This is a genomic window from Pedobacter sp. (assembly GCF_037719805.1).
Lineage (GTDB): Bacteria > Bacteroidota > Bacteroidia > Sphingobacteriales > Sphingobacteriaceae > Pedobacter.
Window position 1 is genome coordinate 655,161 of the sequence record NZ_JBBJLZ010000003.1, and the last position, 15,777, is coordinate 670,937.

Sequence of the window (15,777 nt, forward strand, 5' to 3'; positions counted from 1 at the left end):
TTATTTAAAAAACTGTTTAATATTTTTATCGTCAGACTGCTCCAATTCTTCATATGTTCCCTCGATATAACATTTACCTTCCAGCAGAAGAACCACAACATCGGCAGTGTTCTTTACGCACTTCATGTCGTGTGAAATGATTATGGAGGAAGTATGATTTTTCTTCTGCAGTTTAAGGATCAGGTCTTCTATTTCTCTTGATGTTACAGGATCCAAACCTGTGGTAGGCTCGTCGTAAAGGATGATTTCCGGCCGTAGGATCATGGTTCTAGCCAGGGCAACACGTTTCAGCATTCCTCCTGATAATTCAGAAGGCATCATATCCAGGGTGTGAAGCAGATCTACATTTTCAAGAGCTTCGCTAACTAATCTGTCTACTTCATCTCTTTTGATGTCCACCCAATGCCGTAGAAGTGGAAACTCTAAATTCTCACGGATCGTCATAGAATCATAAAGTGCATTACTTTGAAACAAAAAACCAATTTTAGACCGTGCCTGATCTAGTTCCTCTTCATCCATTCCTGGAATATTTTCCTCGAATACATGTATGCTTCCGCTGTCTGGCTGTAAAAGTCCGATGATACATTTGATTAGTACGGATTTGCCAGAACCTGATTTCCCGAGAACAACTACATTGCTGCCTTTTTTTACAGTTAAATTAAATCCATCCAATATAACTTTGTCCCCAAAAGCTTTGACCAGATCTTTAATCACAATTACCGGATCACTTATGGCTGCTTCCATGTTTTTCAATTAAGTCCAAGTAACTCAGTGACCTGCACTGCCAGTAAATCGATAATAAAGATGAGAACAGAGGAAAGCACTACAGCAGAATTTGCTGAAATTCCAACTCCTTGCGTGCCTTTGCTGGAATTAAAGCCCTTATAGCATCCAACGATTCCAACGGCAAAACCGAAGAAAAGAGTTTTGATAATTGCTGGCAGTACATCACTAAAATCAAGACTTTTAAAGACCTGAAGAAAGAATAGATCAATACTGGTCACGGAGCGTATGTTTACTCCTAAGTAGGCACCAAACAAGGAAATACCATCCCCAAGTATCGTGAGCAGGGGCAACATTAGTGTGGTGGCCATGACCCTGGTGGCAACCAAATACTTATAAGGCTTGATGCCGCTAACCGTCATCGCGTCTATCTGCTCGGTTACTTTCATAGAGCCAAGTTCGGCGCCGATGCTGCTGCCAATCTTTCCAGCAAATATTAACGCCGTAATCACGGGTCCGATCTCCCGAACAATTGCCAAGCCTACCATAACTGGTAGCTGCGACTCCACACCGTACTCCACAAGGGATGGCCTGAGCTGCATCGTAAGCACCAATCCCATAATAAAGGAGGTAAGTCCAACCAAAGGAAAAGAAAGGTAACCAATCTTGTAGCATTGGTTAAGAAGCTCCTTATTCTCATACCTGGGTCTTATTCCTGTTGAAAAGAAGCGACCAGTAAATCGGGCTAAATTTCCGGTTTCGTCAACAAACGTTCGAAAGCTAACTATTAGTGTCATGGTATAAAGGTAAAAGAGGTAGGAGGAACCTGCCATGACCGAAACGTCAAACGTCATGATGCTTATCATAACTGTCTATGACCATTGTCATTGCCGGCATAACCAGTGTCCTACAATTTTGTAGTAGTGCAATTTTACCAGTTAAAATACTTAAGGATGGAAAATAATGTGAATGAGTCGATTGGGAACAAGTTTCTGAACAAGCTCCAAAAGAATGTCGTAATTGTTTCCCTGATTTTTTCGATGCTGTTCGCCCAGACTTGGGCGCACGCGCAGAGCAGTAAAATTTCGGCGCAACTGTCAACTCAGCTAAACAGCAGAGCAAAGCAATCTACATTACATTTTCCAAAGTCTGTTAAGCGGTACTACGTTCAAAATAAGCTAAAGATGGTCTGGATCGATAGAGCTCAGGAGAAGCAAACGCACGAAGCGATGCTACTTTTAGACTGTGTACTTCAGTATGGTCTGGCTCATGCTGATTACCATCCCGCTGCCTTAGTATATGACAACCTGCAAGCGATGTTAAATGATCCCGGAACGATCAGCATAGAGCAAAGGATAAATTTTGATATCATGTTAACCGATGCAATGATTAATTTGATCAATAACTTGCATTATGGGAAATTAAACCCATACTTTTCGGCAAAGAAGTTAGACGGTATGACTAAATCAAATGGTTTCAATGCAGTTGCAGAACTTGTAAAAGCAAACGACGGAGCTGATTTCACCGCAGCAATATTAACTGCTCAACCAAAATCTAAAACCTATATCGATCTTCAGCGCTACATGCGGCTAGTCAAGGGGCAATATGTAGGTGACTGTTATGAAGTCCCTGAAGCCCAGGTGAGAAAAGTTGCAATAAACATGGAACGACTTCGTTGGTGGGAGTTCGCGGGAACCGCTTCTAATTCGCAAAAGTCGGCCTACTTAACTTGTAAAATTGTCGAGGGGCTTCCGGTATTTTATAAAGATACCCGTAACCTAGATCCATCGCTTGAAGCTGCCATGTATTACCCACGTAAACCGTCTCCATCAACGAACAGAATCGTGTTGCCTCCAAACATACTACCGAAAAAAGGTTGACCAAACCATGAGGAGTAAATGTTGATTTGATCGCATTACAAATTGGAGAATCCGGGCACCATTATTGGGTAACCTATAGAAAACTTATGATTTCGATTAACAACGTACAACCTTTAAGCCCAGAAACTCTATTTGATGTATTAAAAAAGGAGTTGGCAGCATATATTAATGAACAGCTTGACGCTAATCTTACCATTGAATTTGCTCATGTATTTGATGTGATCAACATTACTTTTCCTGAAATAACGGAAGGAAATGCTTACACGTTAACAGTTAGTGAGGATGAAATCCAGGTTATTGATCATACTAGCGAAGTAGACTATAATATGGAACTGATAGAGCAGCATCTTATTGAATTCTTAAATACAAAAGCTAGCTAAACATACTTATGTAAATGACCATTAGTCATTTACATATTTCCCAAATTTAGGCTTAGCCAATTCATCAAAATGTTCAGCCAGGTTGATCAGGTCAGATTTAATTTTTTCTCCAGAGAGGTATTGACCGTGACCAGGCACGATGAACTCTGGCTCCAACTTACTTAGTGTAATTACCGACGATTTGGCAAGATCCCAATCGTTGGTAAAATACCTGGGTGGGCCATTTAGCTCCTCCGCTTGAGTTAATACCTTGTAAAGGGAATCCTGGCGTACAGTGATCACTGCATCTCCACTAATCAAAACTTTATCCCGCTGTCTAAAAAAAGAAACATGACCAGGCGAATGTCCCGGGGTATGAATCCATTGCCATTCCAAGAGTTCTGGTAAACTTGAATCGTGTGGAAGTGGATGAAGGGCTTCCGCAATATTTACGGGCTCAAAAGGATAGATGTCAGCGATTTTGGCAAGTAAACCCCCTTCAACGGTTCTATCGGGTTCAGGGTAAGGCTTCGAGCCATTTAGATAGGGAAGTTCCATGTAATGCGCGTAGACAGGTACTTTCCAGTGCTCCAATAGGGTAGTGATTCCACCAACATGGTCGAAGTGACCGTGGGTCAAAACAATGCATTCCGGTGCAGTGCCAGCTCCAAACCGTTTCTCCGCGGCCTCAATGATTTTTTTGCCACTGCCAGGCATTCCCGCGTCTATCAGCACCCACTTGCCGTTTGCAGGTCCTAACATGACTACATTTACAATTTGGTTGGTGTAATAATATACATCCGAACAAACTTCTGTTCCGGATCCCGCTTTAATGGAGGTCATCGGAATGATGTGATTATCTTCGCTCTGGTTCATAAGTAATTGGTTTAATTATTTCAACAATCACCATAAGGAGATGTTTTGATGTTTTTCTACCCAGAGATTTATGTCAAGTACCTGCCAGGCTGTTAGTGATGCAATCACCAACATATAACAACTTCCAGTTATGAATATACAAACAGAAACCCGAACTCAATTAGGATATCAAGCTTCGCATGAACAATTTTTACCTAGCGAGCTGCTAAAATGGGCGCAGCTCGCAGAGAAAGCTGGATTTGAAGGTATAAATTCATCAGATCATTTTCACCCCTGGAGTGAGCGTCAGGGTCAAAGTGGCTTTTCCTTTGCCTGGTTAGGAGCAGCGATGCAAGTGACTACAGTTCCATATGGCGTTGTATGTTCACCCGGACAACGCTATCATCCCGCCATCATCGCTCAGGCAATTGCAACGCTTGGTGAACTGTTTCCAGGCCGTTTCGATATAGCGCTTGGTAGTGGGGAAGCATTAAACGAAAACATTACGGGCGACAAATGGCCCGACAAACAGACCAGAAACCAACGCTTACTGGAATGTTATCAAATCATGCGCAAACTACTGAACGGAGAAACAGTTAGCCAAAAAGGGCTGGTCACTGTTGAAAACGCAAAGCTATATACATTGCCGACACAAAAACCTAGATTGTTCTGTGCAGCAGTAAGCAAAGAAACCGCAAAATGGGCAGGGGCCTGGGCCGACGGATTGATCACAGTTCACCGTCCTGCCGCAGAATTAAGAGAGGTGATTGATGCCTTTCGTCAAAACGGTGGTGCAAATAAACCCATACAATTGAAAGTACAATTGTCCTATTCAAGGGATCCGGAAGCAGCACTTTTAGGCGCTCATGATCAATGGCGGACGAATATTTTTCAGGGAACCGTGTTAGGCGACCTATCCAGTGTCAGCCATTTTGATGCGGTAGCAGAATTTGTGAAGCCAGAAAATCTTCGTGATATGGTGCGGATCTCCAGCAACATTCAGGACCATATTGACTGGATCATGGCAGATATGGACTTCGGATTTGAGAAAATAGTATTACACAATGTAAACCGTGAACAGGAAGTGTTTATCGAAGACTTCGGTAAATACGTAATCCCGGCTGTTCGTCAATTGTCGCAAGCGCAGGTTGTTTAACGCTATAGAATCAAGATACAAAATGAAGAAATACATTTTTTGTGTAATACTAACTGCAGGAGTGGTTTGCAGTGCCTTCATGTTCCGTGCCGCGGATGCTGAGTTCCAGGTGCGTATTGTCGCATCCGGGCTGAGCGACCCATGGTCTGTCGTTTGCGCCCCTTCTGGTGAGCTTTGGCTTACCGAGTCTAAAGGCTATCGTGTAGTGAAACTTGATCCGCGCAGCGGCGCGAAGAAAACTGTGCTCGACTTAAATACAGAGCGAAAGTTTCCTTCATTCGATCAATTAAAGAAACAGGAACAAGCCACACCTCAGGGGGGATTAATGGGACTGGCACTTCATCCTGACTTCGAAAAGGGTAAACCATACGTCTACCTTTCTTACGTATACAAACATTTACAGGAGCACCAGTTTCTGCTGAGATTGGCCAGATACCATTACGATTCTAAAAAGCAAGTTCTTGATTCAGGGGTAATCCTTTGCGACACGGTTCCTGCGAGCAACGACCATAATGGTGGTCGGATGCTGATCGCCTCGGTTAGCGGAAAACCTTTTCTATTCTATGGAGTAGGGGATCAGGGTTCCGGCCAGTTTTCCAATGGTGGCAGAACGAACAGAGCTCAGCAAGGAAACAGTTATGAGGGCAAGATCCTTCGATTCAGTCTGGAACCGGCAACGGGTGGCAGTTGGATACCCTCCGACAATCCCTTTACAAAAAGTGCAATCTGGAGTGTTGGCCATCGCAATCCACAAGGTCTCGCGTTCACCATTTTTAACGGAAAAGAGAGGCTCTACAGTGCTGAGCATGGTCCGTACTCGGACGATGAAGTCAACTTAATTGAAAAAGGAAAGAATTACGGACACCCGCTAGTGATTGGTTACGTAGACGGCAATTACAATGGACTCGCTGCTTCGGTATCCAAAGAGGAGCGCTATCCGGGCAAGTGGCACACTAGCTATCCTTTCATTGCTAACGAAAAACACAATGCTGATTCTATCGGTGCTAACTTCCGCGGACCGGCAATGAGCTTTTATCCTACCTCTTCGGCAGATTTAATATCACTTTTCAAGAAGGTTCAGTTGGACGAAAAAGCAGAATGGCCGGCATATGCACCCTCTGGAATTGCGGTTTATCGTTCCAAAACCATTCCGGGTTGGTACCAGTCGCTCCTGGTTACCTCTTTAAAAACAGGTAAACTATTGCGTTTAAAACTGAATGATGATGGCTCGGTGAACCCAAAGATATTTGAATACGTCAGCTCAAGAGCGCGCTATCGCGATGTAACAGTGTCCGCAGATGGAACGAAGATCTACCTGGCGACAGATAGTTCGGCCATCACATCAGGACCGACGGCCGAAAATCCGAAGGTGACCAGCCAGCGTGGCTGTATCTTAGAATTAACTTATATAAAGAACGGAACTGCGAAGCTCCCTTAAAAGAAGAGTCTTTAAGGTCGGGTAGGCATGCCCAGGTCAGGTAGCTTGACGACTTCAACTTCCTGTACTTGTTCAAGTGGGATACTCTCATCTGTATGATTCTGTTCCTCATCGTAAGTGAAGCCAGAGCCCCGAACTGTTTTTTTAGACTCTTGTGTTGCTGACGATTCGTCTTCTGTGTGTGAAATACTCATGGCGTTGAAATAAAAGGTACAGGTTTAACAGACAACATCTTAAGAAGTTTTCAATTTCCGCCTGTCAATTACTAAACAAGTTACTGAATTGACTGTTTAGGCTTTATTTGTTTTGAGCTAACTAAATGATAATACTACTATGGATAAGAGAATATTAGATTGCGGAGAATTACTGATCAGCAAAAAGCTTACGATCGCTTTTGCAGAGAGTGCAACTGCAGGTTACCTCAGTGCCAAGTTTTCATTGGTGCCTAGTGCAGGTCAATTTCTTAAAGGTGGTTTAGCCTGCTATGACGCCGATTTGAAGAAGTCTCTTCTTAACGTGCCCGAAGATCTGATTGAGAAATATACTCCGGAGTCAGAAGAAGTAACCAGCGCAATGAGTCGAGGCCTTATGGACCTGATTCCTGCCGACATTCATGTCTCTGTGACCGGATTGACTTGCGAAGGAGGCAGTGAAAACGAAGAGAAGCCTGTAGGTACCATGTTTATAAACGGCTTACTGCAAGGCAAAGAAATATTTGCTGTAAAAAAATGTTATCAGGGCGATGAAGAAGAGATCGTCAGACAAACCGCACAGGAAATAGCGGAATTAATTATAAAAGGTATACCGCGCTAATGACAGCTCTTAACCAGCAGAATATTTTTTCACATTCTTGGTATAATTGAGAATTTTTCTGATATTACTGTGCTGATTATCATATAGGGGTATATATCATCAGTGGCTCTTACTAGCAATGGTAAGAGCCTTTTTATTTAAAAGCGGTCAAATATCCCGTAATCTAAAACTTTATGGGCTCCTGCTGCTTTATTAAATTATGAACAGCAACGGTCTTTATACAGACGACTTCCTTGACGAAATGCGCTTGACCGCTGATCCTTTTGTTGATCAGTTTGTAGCCCAAGTCTTTTCAGATGAAAAAGCAAAACTTTCCTTACAGCAATGGATGTCGAAAAAGTCTACAGCCAAAATGCTGGCAGAATTACAAAGTACTTTTCCGCAATTCACTTTTATTGCTGAAGCCAGTAAACTTCCGGAATGGTCAGACCCAAAGCGAATGGCGAAAGGGGCGGCTTTCTTTGCGATCCATTCCCAGCAGATCATGACCTTACTCGGTCTGTTGTCCCTTCCGTACTGCTACGCTGCTGCAAATGGCGCAATGGTGCTTTATCTATCGGAACTGATGCGTAATCAAACTGGAAAAAGGCTATACGATACCGCTATTTTCGTTTGGGAAATGATGAACCCAGATGCTTTTTCAAGGAATGGAAAGGGTTATGTAGAAATACTAAAAATTAGAATCAGGCATGCTGCCGGAAGATACTACGTGCTTAAGACAGGTAAATGGGAGGGAAGCTGGGGAGTGCCGATCAACCAGGAAGACATGGCGGGCACTAACCTTTCATTTTCATTGCTGGTGATTAGAGGGTTACGCAAACTTGGAATTAATGTGACTTATACGGAGCAAACGGCGTTTATACACCTTTGGTCGGTTGTAGGCCAGATGCTGGGCATGATCCCGGATATGATCCCTAAAGATATCAAAATGGCACAACAGCTGGAGCTTGCCATCAGACGGCGACAGTTTAAACCTTCTGTTCAGGGCGTGGCGTTAACTAGCTCTCTGACCGAGCACATTGTTGCCGCACAAAGCTCAAAAGCCAGCGCTGGAGATATTTTAGGACTCATGCGTCACTTGCTTGGTACGGAGGTTTCAGATTTACTCAGCATTAAGGCGGCACAGATACCGTCATATAAATTGAATTTAATGGAAGTAGCGAATGCAGTAGGGGACATATTGCCGCAAGCGGATACGCTTCAGCAATACAACAGAGCGTATCTTAACTTCAAGCGACAGAATCCGGCAGGCTGAAACAATCGTGGAATCGTTTAATCGTTTAATCGTCATCCTGGCCGATGCCAGGACCTCGGACTGGGTGGAATCGCTACTCCGAGGTTCTGAAATTAATTCAGAATGACGGGGGTTTTTAAAACGCCGAGGCCTTGAAATGAATTCAGGAAGAAGTAGGTTTCTAAACCATGCGGCACCTTTTTTGCGCTTAAAAAATAAAAAAGCAATGAAAGCATTTTTAGGAATAGGGCTGTTGGGCTCAAACTTTGTGAAAGCCATGTTGAAACAAGGCGAAGCCGTTCAGGTTTGGAACAGAACACACGCTAAAGCACTGGCGCTAGAATCAGAAGGTGCAAAGGCCTTTGAAAATGTAGCCGAGGCCGTAAAAGGGGCTACAATCATTCATCTGACTCTTAAAGACGACGCCGTAGTGGATCAGGTACTTGCCGATGCCGCAGCTGGATTACAGCCTGGTGCCATCATCATTGACCACAGCACCACTTCAGCCGCTGGTGCTATTCAACGTACAAAGTCCTGGAAAGAAGCTGGCTTTCAATACATTCACGCACCTGTGTTTATGGGCCCTATGAATGCGTTGGAGAGTACTGGCAACATGCTCATCTCTGGAGATCAGGAACTCATCGCTCAACTAACACCAGAACTTTCGAAGCTCACTGGCAAACTCATTAATCTAGGCGAAGTAACCGGCCGGGCAGCAGGAATAAAATTAATAGGTAACCTGTTCCTCATTTCTTTGAACGCAGGACTTGTGGACGCATTAACCGTTGCTAATGGTCTGGATATTCCCTTAACGGAGGTCATTAATCTTTTCAAAGACTGGAATCCAGCAGCTAGCCTCACGGGAAGACTGGAGAAAATGACAGCTGGGAAATTTGATGTTCCTAACTGGGAGTTGTCGATGGCCCGCAAAGATGCAGGACTGATGATGGAAGCCGCAAGCAAAGCTGATCAGCCTTTGATTACAATCCCTGAGATCGCTAAAGCTATGGATGTGCTCATAGAAGATGGTCATGGAAACGAAGACTGGATGGTGCTTTCGCAACACGGCAAATAATCAGTTCCGGAAATTCTGTGTAATCATCAACCCATAGATACCACCGTCAAGAATTGCAATACCGACCCGCCCGAAACCTCTGCGCAGGATGTTTGCGCGGTGGCCGGGAGAGTTCATCAGACCCTCGTGAGCAATCTCCAAGGTTTGGGCTAAGGCGAGATTCTCGCCTGCAGTATAGTAACGAACATTCTCATCGTTGATCCTCTGGAAGGGACTTTTCCCTTCCGGACTGATATGTGAGAAGTACCCACGGGTAAACATGTCTGCCGAGTGCTTCCGTGCCGCGACAGCGATTTCCGGATCTGCTTTTAAGGGTTTCAGACCCTCAAATTTTCTCGCCTTATTGATGAGCACCAACATCTCCGCTTCCAGATCTTTCCTATCTATGAAACTCTTGACGGTAAAAGGAAGCTTGATAGACTCTGATTCTCCGATAGCCGCATTAGAGCTGGGGTTCATGTTGTTAAACAATTCAGAAAATATGGGACTCAATTGCTCTTCCAGCCAGTCCATTTTTTTAACCGTCCATTGGTTAAGGCGACTGTCTTGAGTGCCCTTAGCCAAAAAGCTACTGATCGGCATCAAAACCATTAAGGTAGCGAGTAGCGTCACCCAGAGAAAGCCATTAATAATTCCCGGCAATATGCCCATTAACTTATTGAATTTATGCGCATGTGTTCGTAAAGAAACACGTTCCAAAATTCTGGCAGAGCCGGTTTCCAAAGCAATTCTGCTGATGATGAGTATAATAATAAAAGCAAGAGGGGCAGACCAAGGACCTAATTCTGAGAGGTAACGGTCGAATAGGCGGCTTAAGAATCCATACAACAAGAAACTTATGATCAGGCTTCCTGCCCAGCAAATCAAGTCGAGCGAAGATAATATAAATCCCCTGCTAACACAGCTGACAATAGACATCAGCATTATCAATATTAATACGAGGTCAACCCAATTCATGCAGCAAGTTAGTTTTATAGGCTAACACGCATCGCATCGATATGTTTGGCCAGCGCCTGTGAGATGAGCGCTTTACAAAATACGCCTAAAGTAACAAATCAGTTACATTACTTAGTGTAACTTGTACACTTAGTAAAGAAGTGTATATTTGTATCATTAAGATTTCATAGCGGATCTTATTAAAGTTTTAAAACATTTGTGTGTTTTAAGAATCAGGTTCAGACAAGCGCTGTTCCAGGTTCATAAAAAGTTTAAAATCCAGTTCATGCTGGTTTATATTTGGTTAGAAAAAGGGATGTTTCGTGGATGCGACATCCCTTTTCATTTTCTACCCAATTTACTTGGTTCTCAGATAAACGTTCTGATAGCTTGATTTAAATACCAGGTCTGTACCTCCACCGTTAAGTTTTCCATTAATACTTTCTGCATCTTTAACAGAACCGTAAGCACTAACGGTTACGCCTCTTAGCCGGTTATTGATGCCAGGGATATTTGGATTTCCATTCTCTTCCAAGCCCGAAACCCTTGCCGTTACCGTAGTCAGATTGTTCACAGATATATTGGTCAATTGAGGAACTGGTTTATCACTTGATTTTTCAATAGCAATTTTGAAACCGTCGGCCGCATATAAATTGCCACGACTGCTTCCCAGTTCGATGTTCGCTTTAGTTGTGGTTGGCATAGTAACGTCTACATATCCATAAACAGAGACTATAGAAACTGGTCCTTTGATCTCACTTGTAAAAACCGCATCAACTGTTCCATAAAGCGTTTTAATATTCATCGGACCACTATTGTTTTCTAAGACAATCTTATTGTAACTGGTTGAAACTTCAATCTCACTTTTAAGGTTCTTGAAGGTAACATCACTTTGATAAATGTTGCTGTTATTGTTGAAAACCACCTTTATTCCATAAGGGACCTTGATGGTTAGAATGCCCTCAATCCTTTTACTCACAGAGTTGACGTCTATATCCTGACCCTTTTCAGCTACCTCTATCCCCAGGCCGGTGTTATCTTTAAACCCAGAGCCGCTGATTGCACGTAAGCCTTTTGCACGCTCATCTATTTCAGCCTCTGCCGTGTTTGAAGCTGTGAAAACGATCTCATCGCCCTTATATCCTTCAATTACTGCTCCGCTGATGTTTAAATTAAGGCGTCCGTTGCTCTTCGCAACCTTGTACTCCTTCGGATTCTGGGCGGATAGGGCTAAACTGATGGTTAGGAAAGAGAGCATTAAAATAGATTGCTTTTTCATGGTTTGGTTATGTTTATAATTTGTTCTGGTTTAATAAAATGCTATAGGCTTCGTCTTTTACGGCGCCAAATGTGTTGGGATCTGCAGCCAGTGCAAACAGTTTATCTTCAATTTTAAGATGATTCATGGTACCCAGAAGGCTAACCAATTCTAATTGCACCATTGGATCTATTTGGGTGCCTAGCGATGAAACCAGTAGGGAAGAAACATATTCATCTGTACCATAGCTTCGTAAGATGCCAAGCGCTGCAAGTCGCACATTGCTGTTATTGTCATTATTTAAAACTGCAGCAAGGCGGTCTATCACGTAGTTACTCAGTGTTCCCTGCCTTTTAATCTCCAAGATCGCCGCTAACCTGGTACTCGACGAACTACTATCAGCCAGCTGCTCAAATAACTTTTCCGCTCCCTTATCAACCACAATTACTTTTACCGCCTTTTTACTTCTGCTGCTTGACGCATTCCACATCGGCTTTTTATTTCTTTGGACAAAAGCATTTGCGGGCTGCTCAACTGGTCCTTTAGCTTTAGCTTTCGCGGATGCGAGCGTGGTGTAATCATGAGCTACGGCTTTGATGGCCATTCGCTCTGAAGTCTTGGTAGAATATAAAAACGTTGCTCCGGCAACGAATATAGATGCTGCACAAATCCATTTGGCAGCTGGTAACAGTCTTAAAACCTGATTCTTTCTTGAGGTTGGAACGGGTACTCTTTCTCTAAACTTTTTTATATCAAAAGCTGGTGCCTCAAGATGATCAAATTCCGCCCTGTTCTTCGCTATGCAATCTCTGATCGGATCATTCATAATACAACTTGTCTTTTAATGATAATAATATTTTCTTTTTTGCCCTATGATACTGGGTTCTAACTGTAACGGGTGATAAACCAAGCATAAGGGCAATTTCCTCCTGGTTCATCTCTTCAAACAGGTAAAGGTTAACAATGGTCTTGTATCCTGTTGGCAGACTCTCAATTCCTCTTCGAATGTCTTCTACTTTGCAATCGAAGACCTCGTGTTCAGAGGGATCATAATTGTCTTCGGCGACAAGATCTATTTCCGATAGATCAGAAAACAGCATCTTTTGCTTCCTTAAATGAGAAATCGAACGGTTAACTGCGATTCTCTTTACCCAACCTTCAAAGCTTACAACGTCATTAAGTTTATCTAGTTCACTAAAAACAGTAAAAAAAGTTTCCTGCAAAATGTCCTCAGCTTCTCCAGTATGAGATACTATCCGGCTAATGGAATTGTATATTCCCTTAGCGTAGCGGTTATATAGTTCGGTAAATCCCGAGTCTTTGCCACTACGGCACATTTCAATCAGTTCTTGATCTGTTATCTCGTGGCTCCTCAACTTATTAAGTGCTTTACCGGGTGTTCAGTTGTTAGTCGCAGTAAATGGGATAATGTTGCATGGGTGATCAACATTTATTTCGGTTTTGCACTCCTTCATCATTGAAGGGCTGTTGGTTCGACGTTGAGTAGGGGTTTCTTAGGCTAGGGATAAGCCAACCCCTACTGAACCCCTACTGAACCTAGATTTATTTACCTGACAGGAAGCGTTTTACACACTCGTCTTCCCTGTGAAGACCGGGACCTCGGACTGGGTTTCATCGCTGTGCTGAGGTCCTGATGCCCTTCGCCGGCAGGACGAATTCAGGAAGACGAGTGCAAAACCACTCGAATCTCAAAAAGGCAACTCAAGCTCACACGATAACATGACAGTACAGGACACTCTTCACAATCCAATCTCTTACATTTGGTACAGCAGCCCGCCTGTCTAACCAGATTAACTTATGAAACCAGCCAACCTTCTCCTTATCATATTCATCCTAATCTCTACCCAACAACTTTCCGCGCAAAGCAAAACCGCTAAAAAGCCTTATGACATCGCTGCTTTTTTATATCCTGCATACGCCAGCGATGATCCCAGGTTAAGACCTTTCTGGCCAAAAGGCAACGGAGAGTGGGAAACCGTACTGAACATGCAAGAGCGTTTCCCGGGTCATTATTGGAACCGCAAACCGCTTTGGGGACCGCTTAATGAAGCTGATCCTGCAGTCATGGGTATGCAAATTGATCAGGCAACCAAGCACGGCGTTAACGTGTTCATATTCGACTGGTACTGGTATGACGGTCGACCGTTCATGGAGACAACGCTCGACAATGGTTTCCTAAAGGCAGACAATTCTAATAAAATGAAGTTCTATCTCATGTGGGCCAATCATGATGTGGTGAACGTCTGGGACACCCGCCTTAACAAATACAATGAAAACAATGTGATCTGGACAGGGAAAGTGAGTAGAGCGGAGTTTGAGAAGGTCTGTAAGCGCAATATTGAAAAGTACTTTAAGCTGCCACAATATTATAAAATTGATGGAAAACCAGTCTTTATGATCTACGACATGCCGCAACTGATTTCCGGATTGGGTGGGGTAGAAGAAGCAACCGACGCATTGAAGTGGTTCACTGCCGAAACAAAGAAAGCAGGTTTCCCCGGACTGGAGCTGCAATTGACCATGTGGAGTATCAACCTCAATTACAGTGGCTTCGATGGAAGTAAAACTCAAAATCCAGAGAATGCTTTCGTAAAGAAACTAGGATTTAGCAGTGCAACACACTATCAGTTCGCACACTTTACCAATGTAAATGAAGACTACCTGAAGATCCTTGACAACGTGAAGAAGGAGTGGGCCAGAATTGATACTGCCTTTGATTTCAAGTACTATCCACACATTAGTGTAGGCTGGGACAATAGTCCGAGGACCGGAACCAGTGCGGTGGTGCGAAACAACACACCAGAAAACTTTGAGAAAGGCTTAAGGATGGCGAAGGGATTTGCCGATGCCCATCCGAAGCAAGTTCCACTCATTACCATTAACAGCTGGAACGAATGGACGGAGACCAGTTACCTGCAACCGGATAACATGTACGGATATGGCTATTTGAATGCGATTAAAAAGGTGTTTGTGGATAACAAATAAAGAGACTATTTATACAGTGTTTTAATGACAACGTCGAGCTCGTTGGCACTAGCCACGATCATCTTGGCAGCAACCTGCATATCGTCAACCTCATCGGCCTCATGTATTAATTTTCCAAGACCTATTAAATTAGCTACGTGTCGCCTAACGGTATGAGAATGGCTGTCCTTAACTTCATGGAGTTCTCCAGTCACCTGCATTAATTCTGTAATGTCATGACCAATGCAAAACATCCCTAAGGGGGTGCCATCATCGTCAACCATAGCCTTGTATTCCCATCTCGTGATGAGATAGCCACCTTTACCATCGTGTTTGCGGATAGTCGCTGGAAAGACCGAATTTAAATTATTAAAAGCCATTTCGCCAACTACCTCACAAGTATGGCGGTCGTCAGGATGCATGGTTACCGCATAATGGGTACCAATGAGATTACCATAGATAGGTTCAAAAACTTCCGCATAACGTCTGTTAAGGTAACTATAGTTGGAATCCATGCCTATTGCGATTAAATAGTAAGTTCCAGAATCGCCCAACAGGGCTTTAATCTCGTCGAATTGCTGCATCCCCATTAAAGACGTAAAAATATACATTTATTCGTAAACATAGGAGTGAGGCTTTTAAAACTTATTAGTTATTGCAGTGTTTGATTGATATTAATTATCTGGCCGTTACTATTACCTTGCCGACAAACAAACTTATATGAACTTCCTTCTACAATTACTTCTCAATGCTGCAATCATCCTCGGGATGGCTTATGTTTTACCTACGGTAAGGATAAAAAACTTTACTACTGCAATCTTAGTCGCCCTGGTGATTGGGGTCCTGAATGCCACAGTTGGATTTTTACTCAGATTACCATTAAATATTGTTACGCTGGGATTCCTTTCCTTTGTCGTGAGGTTAGTGGTAACTGCGCTGATGATCAAGCTTGCGGATATCGTGTTCTCTGATTTTGAGATCAAAGGCTTTATGCCGGCGGTGATCATAGCAGTTGTCATGGCTATCGTGGGAAGTATAATCCATTTCTAGAGCAAGAACACATAC

Annotated in this window: 18 protein-coding genes; 9 read left to right on the plus strand and 9 right to left on the minus strand. The window is 43.3% G+C overall.

The features are described 5' to 3' along the window. Positions 1 to 744 carry an ABC transporter ATP-binding protein gene (locus WKF66_RS12530; RefSeq protein ID WP_489674799.1) on the minus strand — a complete coding sequence of 248 codons (744 nt, stop codon included), beginning with the start codon at positions 742 to 744 and terminating at the stop codon, positions 1 to 3. Between the two features lie 5 nt (positions 745 to 749). Then, positions 750 to 1,520 carry an MlaE family ABC transporter permease gene (locus WKF66_RS12535; RefSeq protein ID WP_489674800.1) on the minus strand — a complete coding sequence of 257 codons (771 nt, stop codon included), beginning with the start codon at positions 1,518 to 1,520 and terminating at the stop codon, positions 750 to 752. A gap of 156 nt (positions 1,521 to 1,676) precedes the next feature. Between WKF66_RS12535 and WKF66_RS12540 the strand changes: the two genes are divergently transcribed. Both WKF66_RS12540 and WKF66_RS12545 read left to right on the plus strand, forming a co-directional pair. Then, a complete protein-coding gene (locus tag WKF66_RS12540; protein ID WP_489674801.1) occupies positions 1,677 to 2,603 on the plus strand; it encodes a L,D-transpeptidase scaffold domain-containing protein in 927 nt (308 codons plus the stop codon). Between the two features lie 86 nt (positions 2,604 to 2,689). Beyond that, positions 2,690 to 2,983 carry a hypothetical protein gene (locus tag WKF66_RS12545; protein ID WP_489674802.1) on the plus strand — a complete coding sequence of 98 codons (294 nt, stop codon included), beginning with the start codon at positions 2,690 to 2,692 and terminating at the stop codon, positions 2,981 to 2,983. Positions 2,984 to 3,004: 21 nt separating this feature from the next. Here WKF66_RS12545 and WKF66_RS12550 read toward each other — a convergent pair whose 3' ends face one another. Continuing rightward, on the minus strand, positions 3,005 to 3,838 hold the full coding sequence (locus WKF66_RS12550) for an MBL fold metallo-hydrolase (RefSeq protein WP_489674803.1): 834 nt from the start codon (positions 3,836 to 3,838) through the stop codon (positions 3,005 to 3,007). Positions 3,839 to 3,968: 130 nt separating this feature from the next. On the opposite strand from WKF66_RS12550, the gene WKF66_RS12555 reads away from it, so the two are divergent. Then, positions 3,969 to 4,973, plus strand: coding sequence for a TIGR03885 family FMN-dependent LLM class oxidoreductase (locus WKF66_RS12555; protein WP_489674804.1), 1,005 nt, complete (start codon positions 3,969 to 3,971; stop codon positions 4,971 to 4,973). 22 nt (positions 4,974 to 4,995) lie between these two features. Then, a complete protein-coding gene (locus tag WKF66_RS12560) occupies positions 4,996 to 6,411 on the plus strand; it encodes a PQQ-dependent sugar dehydrogenase (protein WP_489674805.1) in 1,416 nt (471 codons plus the stop codon). A gap of 11 nt (positions 6,412 to 6,422) precedes the next feature. Here WKF66_RS12560 and WKF66_RS12565 read toward each other — a convergent pair whose 3' ends face one another. Beyond that, positions 6,423 to 6,605 (minus strand): hypothetical protein, encoded by a 183-nt coding sequence (locus WKF66_RS12565; RefSeq protein ID WP_489674806.1) that lies wholly within the window; start codon positions 6,603 to 6,605, stop codon positions 6,423 to 6,425. 139 nt (positions 6,606 to 6,744) lie between these two features. On the opposite strand from WKF66_RS12565, the gene WKF66_RS12570 reads away from it, so the two are divergent. From WKF66_RS12570 to WKF66_RS12580, 3 genes are all read left to right on the plus strand, one after another. After that, positions 6,745 to 7,224, plus strand: a complete 480-nt coding sequence (locus tag WKF66_RS12570) for a CinA family protein (RefSeq protein ID WP_489674807.1) — start codon at positions 6,745 to 6,747, stop codon at positions 7,222 to 7,224. Positions 7,225 to 7,423: 199 nt separating this feature from the next. Further along, the gene (locus WKF66_RS12575) at positions 7,424 to 8,479 is read left to right on the plus strand and encodes an oxygenase MpaB family protein (protein ID WP_489674808.1); all 1,056 of its coding nucleotides are present in this window, start codon (positions 7,424 to 7,426) and stop codon (positions 8,477 to 8,479) included. Between the two features lie 205 nt (positions 8,480 to 8,684). Beyond that, a complete protein-coding gene (locus WKF66_RS12580; protein ID WP_489674809.1) occupies positions 8,685 to 9,533 on the plus strand; it encodes an NAD(P)-dependent oxidoreductase in 849 nt (282 codons plus the stop codon). Here WKF66_RS12580 and WKF66_RS12585 read toward each other — a convergent pair whose 3' ends face one another. From WKF66_RS12585 to WKF66_RS12600, 4 genes are all read right to left on the minus strand, one after another. Further along, positions 9,534 to 10,490 carry a CvpA family protein gene (locus WKF66_RS12585; RefSeq protein WP_489674810.1) on the minus strand — a complete coding sequence of 319 codons (957 nt, stop codon included), beginning with the start codon at positions 10,488 to 10,490 and terminating at the stop codon, positions 9,534 to 9,536. It lies immediately after the preceding gene. Between the two features lie 337 nt (positions 10,491 to 10,827). Continuing rightward, positions 10,828 to 11,748: a DUF4097 family beta strand repeat-containing protein gene (locus WKF66_RS12590; RefSeq protein ID WP_489674811.1), complete on the minus strand. Its 921-nt coding sequence runs from the start codon at positions 11,746 to 11,748 to the stop codon at positions 10,828 to 10,830. A gap of 13 nt (positions 11,749 to 11,761) precedes the next feature. After that, positions 11,762 to 12,553 carry a HEAT repeat domain-containing protein gene (locus tag WKF66_RS12595; protein WP_489674812.1) on the minus strand — a complete coding sequence of 264 codons (792 nt, stop codon included), beginning with the start codon at positions 12,551 to 12,553 and terminating at the stop codon, positions 11,762 to 11,764. Then, positions 12,546 to 13,103 (minus strand): RNA polymerase sigma factor, encoded by a 558-nt coding sequence (locus tag WKF66_RS12600; protein ID WP_489674813.1) that lies wholly within the window; start codon positions 13,101 to 13,103, stop codon positions 12,546 to 12,548. The genes WKF66_RS12595 and WKF66_RS12600 overlap by 8 nt, the downstream gene beginning before the upstream one ends. Before the next feature lie 442 nt (positions 13,104 to 13,545). On the opposite strand from WKF66_RS12600, the gene WKF66_RS12605 reads away from it, so the two are divergent. Beyond that, on the plus strand, positions 13,546 to 14,733 hold the full coding sequence (locus WKF66_RS12605; protein ID WP_489674814.1) for a glycosyltransferase WbsX family protein: 1,188 nt from the start codon (positions 13,546 to 13,548) through the stop codon (positions 14,731 to 14,733). A gap of 5 nt (positions 14,734 to 14,738) precedes the next feature. Here the strand turns inward: WKF66_RS12605 and WKF66_RS12610 are convergent, their stop codons facing one another. Beyond that, entirely contained in the window at positions 14,739 to 15,323 is a 585-nt protein-coding gene (locus WKF66_RS12610) for a PAS domain-containing protein (RefSeq protein ID WP_489674815.1), read from the minus strand. 109 nt (positions 15,324 to 15,432) lie between these two features. Between WKF66_RS12610 and WKF66_RS12615 the strand changes: the two genes are divergently transcribed. Beyond that, positions 15,433 to 15,762 carry a phage holin family protein gene (locus WKF66_RS12615; RefSeq protein ID WP_489674816.1) on the plus strand — a complete coding sequence of 110 codons (330 nt, stop codon included), beginning with the start codon at positions 15,433 to 15,435 and terminating at the stop codon, positions 15,760 to 15,762. Positions 15,763 to 15,777 lie beyond the last annotated feature (15 nt).

Excerpts from the sequence above, each read along its gene's own strand:
- WKF66_RS12530 (WP_489674799.1), bottom strand. The coding sequence starts at position 744 with ATGGAAGCAGCCATAAGTGATCCGGTAATTGTGATTAAAGATCTGGTC.
- WKF66_RS12540 (WP_489674801.1), top strand. The coding sequence starts at position 1,677 with ATGGAAAATAATGTGAATGAGTCGATTGGGAACAAGTTTCTGAACAAG.
- WKF66_RS12590 (WP_489674811.1), bottom strand. The coding sequence starts at position 11,748 with ATGAAAAAGCAATCTATTTTAATGCTCTCTTTCCTAACCATCAGTTTA.
- WKF66_RS12585 (WP_489674810.1), bottom strand. The coding sequence starts at position 10,490 with ATGAATTGGGTTGACCTCGTATTAATATTGATAATGCTGATGTCTATT.
- WKF66_RS12575 (WP_489674808.1), top strand. The coding sequence starts at position 7,424 with ATGAACAGCAACGGTCTTTATACAGACGACTTCCTTGACGAAATGCGC.
- WKF66_RS12570 (WP_489674807.1), top strand. The coding sequence starts at position 6,745 with ATGGATAAGAGAATATTAGATTGCGGAGAATTACTGATCAGCAAAAAG.
- WKF66_RS12565 (WP_489674806.1), bottom strand. The coding sequence starts at position 6,605 with ATGAGTATTTCACACACAGAAGACGAATCGTCAGCAACACAAGAGTCT.
- WKF66_RS12580 (WP_489674809.1), top strand. The coding sequence starts at position 8,685 with ATGAAAGCATTTTTAGGAATAGGGCTGTTGGGCTCAAACTTTGTGAAA.
- WKF66_RS12555 (WP_489674804.1), top strand. The coding sequence starts at position 3,969 with ATGAATATACAAACAGAAACCCGAACTCAATTAGGATATCAAGCTTCG.
- WKF66_RS12550 (WP_489674803.1), bottom strand. The coding sequence starts at position 3,838 with ATGAACCAGAGCGAAGATAATCACATCATTCCGATGACCTCCATTAAA.
- WKF66_RS12610 (WP_489674815.1), bottom strand. The coding sequence starts at position 15,323 with ATGTATATTTTTACGTCTTTAATGGGGATGCAGCAATTCGACGAGATT.
- WKF66_RS12615 (WP_489674816.1), top strand. The coding sequence starts at position 15,433 with ATGAACTTCCTTCTACAATTACTTCTCAATGCTGCAATCATCCTCGGG.
- WKF66_RS12605 (WP_489674814.1), top strand. The coding sequence starts at position 13,546 with ATGAAACCAGCCAACCTTCTCCTTATCATATTCATCCTAATCTCTACC.
- WKF66_RS12545 (WP_489674802.1), top strand. The coding sequence starts at position 2,690 with ATGATTTCGATTAACAACGTACAACCTTTAAGCCCAGAAACTCTATTT.
- WKF66_RS12560 (WP_489674805.1), top strand. The coding sequence starts at position 4,996 with ATGAAGAAATACATTTTTTGTGTAATACTAACTGCAGGAGTGGTTTGC.
- WKF66_RS12535 (WP_489674800.1), bottom strand. The coding sequence starts at position 1,520 with ATGACACTAATAGTTAGCTTTCGAACGTTTGTTGACGAAACCGGAAAT.
- WKF66_RS12595 (WP_489674812.1), bottom strand. The coding sequence starts at position 12,553 with ATGAATGATCCGATCAGAGATTGCATAGCGAAGAACAGGGCGGAATTT.